Below are 5,734 nucleotides of genomic sequence, written 5' to 3'. Positions count from 1 at the left end.
GCCGACGACTCGTCCGTGCCGAAGGGGTCGCCGGGCAGCAGCGACGGTTTCAGCGCCACCACGGCGACGGCGACGGCGACCGGCACACCGAGCACGGCCCACAGCTTGCGACGCCGTGCCGCACGGTCGTTCATCACGGCCGGGCCCGTTCGCCAGCCCGGAGGCGACTCACCCCGGGCCTCCTGCTGCCGCAGCCGCTCGGTCACCATGCGCGCCCGCGCGGACGGTTCCTTCGGGGCGGAGGTGTTCCGCGCGGCGTCGCGGGTGAACCGCTCCCAGACGTCGTCGGGGATCTCCGGGGCCGACGGCTGATCGTCGGACGGCTTTTCAGACACGAAGAACAGATCTAAGCGGACGGGAAGCGCCTTCACAAGAAGGGCTTGGATGTGACCCAGCCCACATAAGAATTCTGTGAATGCCAGCACAACCATTCACAGGTTTCACGGATCAAACCTGCCGAACCACGGGCCACTCCCGCGCCCCACACGCGGAGGCCTCCCCCAACGTTCGTGCCGCATCCCGCGGTACGCCGGACTCTCCGAGGTCTTCATGAAGCTTCGCCGCGCAATGGCAGCAGCGGCCGCAACGGCGGTCATAGCCCCGGTGGCACTGCTCGCGGCACCGGCCGCGTACGCGACCGACGAAACGTCGCCCACGCCGAGCCCGTCCGTGAGCGAGTCCACTCCCGAGACGTCGCCCTCGCCGAGCACCTCCGTGAGCGAGTCCGCTCCGGAGACGTCGCCCTCGCCGAGCACCTCCGTGAGCGAGTCCGCTCCGGAGACGTCGCCCTCGCCGAGCACCTCCGTGAGCGAGTCCGCCCCGGAGCCGAGCACGTCGGCGCCCGAGGAGTCCGAGACCCCGAACCCCGAGCCCTCCGTGTGCGAGGACACCAAGGTCGACGTGAGCATCACCGGCCTGCCCGGCAAGATCGACGCGGGCAGCGGCTGGCACAAGTTCTCGCTGAACGTGGCCAACAACTCCGACTCCACGCTCAACGACCTCGACTTCTTCGCCGGGGCCTCCCCCGACAAGAACGGCGAGGAGCTGTTCTCCAGCAAGCAGGTCCAGCTCCAGGCCTGGGACCCCCAGGACAAGATCTGGGTCGACCTCAACGAGGGCGGCTACGCGGTCGGTTACGTCGGCTACACCGACGAGCTGAAGCCCGAGTACCAGGTCAACATCCCGCTGCGCCTCAACGTCAAGCCGTCGGCCCCGGTCGGCGCCGGCTTCTCGCTCGGCGCCACGATCTACGGCGACAACGACGACGAGTGCATCGGCTTCGGTGACGTCTCGTACAAGTTCCAGATCGTCGCCGCGGGCACGGACACCGGTGGCACCAAGCCGCAGGAAGGCGGCAAGGCGCCCGTCACCGACGAGAAGCCGAGCGGCAACACGCCGGAGGTCACCGGCAGCCTCGCCGAGACCGGCTCCAGCTCCGCCCTGCCGATGATCAGCCTCGTCGGCGGTGCCGCGGTCGTGGCCGGTGCCGGTGCGATCTTCGTGGTGCGTCGCCGTAAGGACGGCGCCCAGGCGTAAGACGGAGCGCCCCGCGAGGGGCGACGCCAAGCAGAAGAGGGACCTGCGCTCGGAGGGGGGCGCAGGTCCCTCTTCCGCTGTCCGCCGGCGGCCAGTTCTGCTGTCCGCCGCCGGTCAGTTCTGCTGTCGGTCAGTTCTTCGGCGGCATGGCCGGCATGCCCAGGAACGGCAGCCTGAGCGCGCCGAACGCGTCCGCCGGGACCGCCGGGGACTTCGGCTCGACCGGCTGGAGACGCTCGTAGGCCGCGCCCTGCCGCGGACGCGGGTCGGGCTGGCCCTTGTTGGGCCAGAACGACATCGCCCGCTCGGCCTGGGCGGTGATGGTGAGGGACGGGTTGACGCCCAGGTTGGCGGAGACCGCGGCGCCGTCGACGACCGAGATGCCGGGGTGGCCGTAGAGGCGGTGGTACGGGTCGATCACGCCGGTCTCGCGGGAGTCGCCGATCGGGCAGCCGCCCAGGAAGTGGGCCGTGAGCGGGGTGCCCATCAGTTCGCCGATGTTCGAGCCCGCGAAGCCGTTGATCTCGGCGGCGAGTGCCGACGCGCTCTCCGTGGCCGCCTTGATCTGCTTCGGGTTGGGCGCGCCGTGGCCCTGGCGTGCGGTGAGCAGGCCCCGGCCGACACCCGACGGCTTCAGGTACGTCGTCAGCGAGTTGTCCAGCGACTGCATCACCAGGCCGATGATGGTCCGCTCCGACCAGCGGCGGTTGGACAGCGAGCGCAGCACCAGCAAGGGGTGTTTCGCCGCGTGGGCGAGGAAGCCCAGGACCCGCGAGGTGCCCGAGTCGCTCCCGGCGTACGGGACCTGGAGGATCGACAGGCTGCCCATCGAGTTGGAGCCCCTGCCGTAGCGGACCGGCTCGATGTGGGTGTTCTCGTCCGGGTGGATCGAGGACGTGATGGCCACGCCCCGCGTGAAGTCGGCCTTCGGCGCGCCGTGCGCCTTGCGGTAGCGCCGGTCGTCGGTCTGGGCGCCGACCAGGGCCTCGGAGTTGGTGCGGGTCAGCCCACCCAGCTTGTCCGAGATGTACGGCAGCTGGCCGCCGGCCTTCATGCGGTGCAGCAGCGTCTGGGTGCCGTACGTGCCGGCGGCGAGGACGACCTGGCGGGCCCTGTACGTCCGGCCCGCGGCCTTGCGGCGGTCGTCGGTGGGCAGGGTGGCGACCGCGTACCCGCCGCGCGAGTCGTCGGTGACCGAGACGACCGTGGTCAGGGGGTGGACGACCGCGCCGGCCTTCTCGGCGAGGTACAGGTAGTTCTCGTTGAGGGTGTTCTTCGCGCCGTGGCGGCAGCCGGTCATGCACTCGCCGCACTCCGCGCAGGCCCTGCGGGCCGGGCCGGCCCCGCCGAAGTACGGGTCGGGCACCTCCTCGCCGGGCTTCGCCTTCACCGTGCCGTCGGCGTCCTCGCCGTCGCCGAAGAAGACGCCGACGGGGGCGAGGTGGAAGGAGTCGCCGCAGCCCATGCGCTCCGCGGCGGCCTTCAGGTGCACGTCGGAGGGCGTCATGGTCGGGTTGAGCCGTACGCCCAGCATGCGGCGGGCCTGGTCGTAGTACGGCTTCAGCTCCTCCTGCCAGTCCGTGATGTCCCGCCACTGCGGGTCCTCGAAGAACGGCTCGGGCGGGACGTAGAGGGTGTTGGCGTAGTTGAGGGAGCCACCGCCCACGCCCGCGCCCGCCAGGACCATGACGTTGCCCAGGAGGTGGATGCGCTGGATGCCGTACATGCCGAGTTTCGGCGCCCAGAGGTAGTTCTTGAGGTCCCAGGAGTTCTTCGGGAGGGACTCGCGGGTGAAGCGGCGGCCGGCTTCCAGGACTCCGACCTTGTAGCCCTTCTCCGTGAGGCGCAGGGCGGTCACCGAGCCGCCGAAACCGGAGCCGACCACGATGACGTCGTAGTCGTAAGCGTCCTGAGGCACGTGTTCTCCTCGCTGCGTCACCGGAACCGGAACGCCTTCATCAGGCGCAGACTCCTGCTCATGAACTGGGCGTACTTCTCGTCGTCCATGCCCAGCGCGGGGGCCATCGGGAGCACGCGCTGGTGGGCGACCGTCTGGGCCTCGGTGTACTTGAGGATGCCCTCGGAGCCGTGGCGGCGGCCGAGGCCGGAGTCCTTCATGCCGCCCATGGGCGACTGGACGCTGCCGTAGGCGGGGGCGTAGCCCTCGTTGATGTTGACGGTGCCGGTGCGCAGGCGGGCCGCGACCTCGTGGCCGCGTCGGCCGTTCCTCGTCCAGACCGAGGAGTTCAGGCCGTACGCCGTGGCGTTGGCGCGCTCGATCGCCTCGTCCTCGCTCGTGAAGCGGTAGACCGAGACGACGGGACCGAACGTCTCCTCCGCGCAGACGGACATGTCCGTGGCGACCCCGTCGAGAATCGTGGGCTCGAAGAAGTAGGGGCCGATGTCCGGTCGTGCCACGCCGCCCGCGACGACCTTCGCGCCCTTGGCGACCGCCTCCTCCACGTGCCGCGTGACGGTCTCCAGCTGGCGTTCGCCGACCAGGGAGCCCATGTCGGCGCCGTACGCCAGGGACGTGCCGAGGCGCATGGCCTTCGTGCGGGCGGCGAAGCGCTCAAGGAAGGCGTCCGCGATCGACTCGTGGACGTACAGCCGCTCGATGGAGATGCACAGCTGGCCCGCCGAGGAGAAGCAGGCTCGGACGGCACCGGCGGCCGCCTTCTCGATGTCGGCGTCCTCCAGCACCAGCATGGCGTTCTTGCCGCCGAGTTCGAGGGAGACGCCGACCAGCCGGGCGGCGGCGCCCAGGGCGACCTCGCGGCCGGTGCGGGTGGAGCCGGTGAAGGAGACGTAGTCGGCGTGCCGGACGACCTCCGGGCCGATGACCGGGCCGTCGCCGAGGACGACCTGGAAGACGTCGGCGGGCAGGCCGGCCTCGATGAGCAGGTCACGGGCCCACAGGGCGGTGAGGCAGGTCTCCGTGTCCGGCTTCATGACGACCGCGTTGCCCGCGGCGAAGGCCGGCAGCGCGTCACCGACCGACAGCTCCAGCGGGTAGTTCCAGGGGGCGATCTGGCCGACGACACCGCGCGGGTGGCGCCGTTCGGTGACCTTCGTCAGGGTCGGCATGGCACCGGCGTGCCGCTTCGGACGGAGGTAGGCGGGGGCCTTGCGGCCGTAGTGCCGGGCGGCGACCGCGACGGCCTGGACCTCCTCGTGCGCGTGCAGCCGGGCCTTGCCGGTCTCCAGCTGGATCAGGTCGAGCACCTCGGCCTGGCGCTCCAGCACCAGGTCGTGGAAGCGCAGCAGGACGGCGGCGCGCTGCCGTACCGGGGTCTGCTCCCACACGGCCTGGGCGGCGCGGGCCAGTTCGAAGGCCTTCGCCACGTCCTCGGGCGTCGACTCGGGGAGGTCGGCCAGCTTCTCACCGGTGAACGGCGTGTGGTTGGCGGTCCGGCCGGAGCCGGCAACGCCCTTGGTGAGCTGGGCGACCAACTCGGGGGTCACCACGTCGGCGGCGGTGCGGGCGCCCTCCGGGGCGGGGGCGAGGGGGTTCGTGCCGGCCTGTGCCGTGCCGGGCTTCTCCGGGGCGTGCGCGTCCGTCATGAGGCGCAGGGTATGCCCCGGCGGAGCCTTTGGGTACCCGTCGGTAATACGGCTTCACCGAGTGCACACAAGGCGCCAGTGTCTGCTGGCAACGAACGCCCTGATCAGGGTGTTGCGCGGCGACGAGTTGGTGTGATTCAGCCTTTTACTATCCCGGTGATTCAGCCTTCTGCGATCCCGAGCCGGTCCCGGGCGCCCTTGAACACCGAGGTGCCCTCCTGCTCTTCGGGCGTGCCCTTGGGCATGTCGACGCGCAGTTCGTACATGCGGTCGTCGTCGGTGCGGATCATCACCCGCATGACCCGCCTGGGGTTCTCGTCCAGGTTGTAGGTGGTGTCGGCGAGGGCGGCCTCGTAACCCTGGACGCGGGTGCGGGTGTACTGCGTCTCACCCCGGACGACGGGTGCGTTGCGGACCTGGTCCATCGGGGAGCCCGGAGCCCGGTCCCACAGCAGGAGACGGACCTGGACCGAGCCGCCCCGCTCGCTGCCGTAGAGCGCCGTGCGGGGCTGGTCGGTCGCGCTGCCGGCCTTGTCGAGTTCGCGGTAGTGGCTCGGCAGCCGGAGTACGGCCGCCATGTCCTGCTCGCGGTGCGGGGTCCAGGCGTCGTCGGTGCTCGGGGCGGGGGCGGTGG

At 70.9% G+C, this 5,734-nt stretch carries 3 protein-coding genes and 2 pseudogenes; 1 reads left to right on the top strand and 4 read right to left on the bottom strand.

The genetic code is table 11. The features are described from left to right. A pseudogene (locus tag CA983_RS39820) lies at positions 1–335 on the bottom strand (hypothetical protein); the annotation flags it as partial. A gap of 214 nt (positions 336–549) precedes the next feature. On the opposite strand from CA983_RS39820, the gene CA983_RS39810 reads away from it, so the two are divergent. After that, on the top strand, positions 550–1,536 hold the full coding sequence (locus CA983_RS39810; RefSeq protein ID WP_167407546.1) for an LAETG motif-containing sortase-dependent surface protein: 987 nt from the start codon (positions 550–552) through the stop codon (positions 1,534–1,536). Positions 1,537–1,666: 130 nt separating this feature from the next. Here the strand turns inward: CA983_RS39810 and CA983_RS39805 are convergent, their stop codons facing one another. From CA983_RS39805 to CA983_RS39795, 3 genes and pseudogenes are all read right to left on the bottom strand, one after another. Then, entirely contained in the window at positions 1,667–3,454 is a 1,788-nt protein-coding gene (locus CA983_RS39805; protein ID WP_086605567.1) for a GMC family oxidoreductase N-terminal domain-containing protein, read from the bottom strand. 17 nt (positions 3,455–3,471) lie between these two features. Then, positions 3,472–5,100 (bottom strand): succinic semialdehyde dehydrogenase, encoded by a 1,629-nt coding sequence (locus CA983_RS39800; RefSeq protein WP_086605566.1) that lies wholly within the window; start codon positions 5,098–5,100, stop codon positions 3,472–3,474. A gap of 161 nt (positions 5,101–5,261) precedes the next feature. Beyond that, a pseudogene (locus CA983_RS39795) lies at positions 5,262–5,734 on the bottom strand (serine/threonine protein kinase); the annotation flags it as partial.

The organism is Streptomyces swartbergensis (genome assembly GCF_002148965.1).
GTDB lineage: Bacteria > Actinomycetota > Actinomycetes > Streptomycetales > Streptomycetaceae > Streptomyces > Streptomyces swartbergensis.
The sequence above is the reverse complement of the archived record's forward strand: the minus strand, read 5'-3'. Positions and strand labels throughout refer to the sequence as shown.

Coding starts and splice junctions, on each gene's coding strand:
- CA983_RS39810 (WP_167407546.1), top strand. CDS start 550: ATGAAGCTTCGCCGCGCAATGGCAGCAGCGGCCGCAACGGCGGTCATA.
- CA983_RS39800 (WP_086605566.1), bottom strand. CDS start 5,100: ATGACGGACGCGCACGCCCCGGAGAAGCCCGGCACGGCACAGGCCGGC.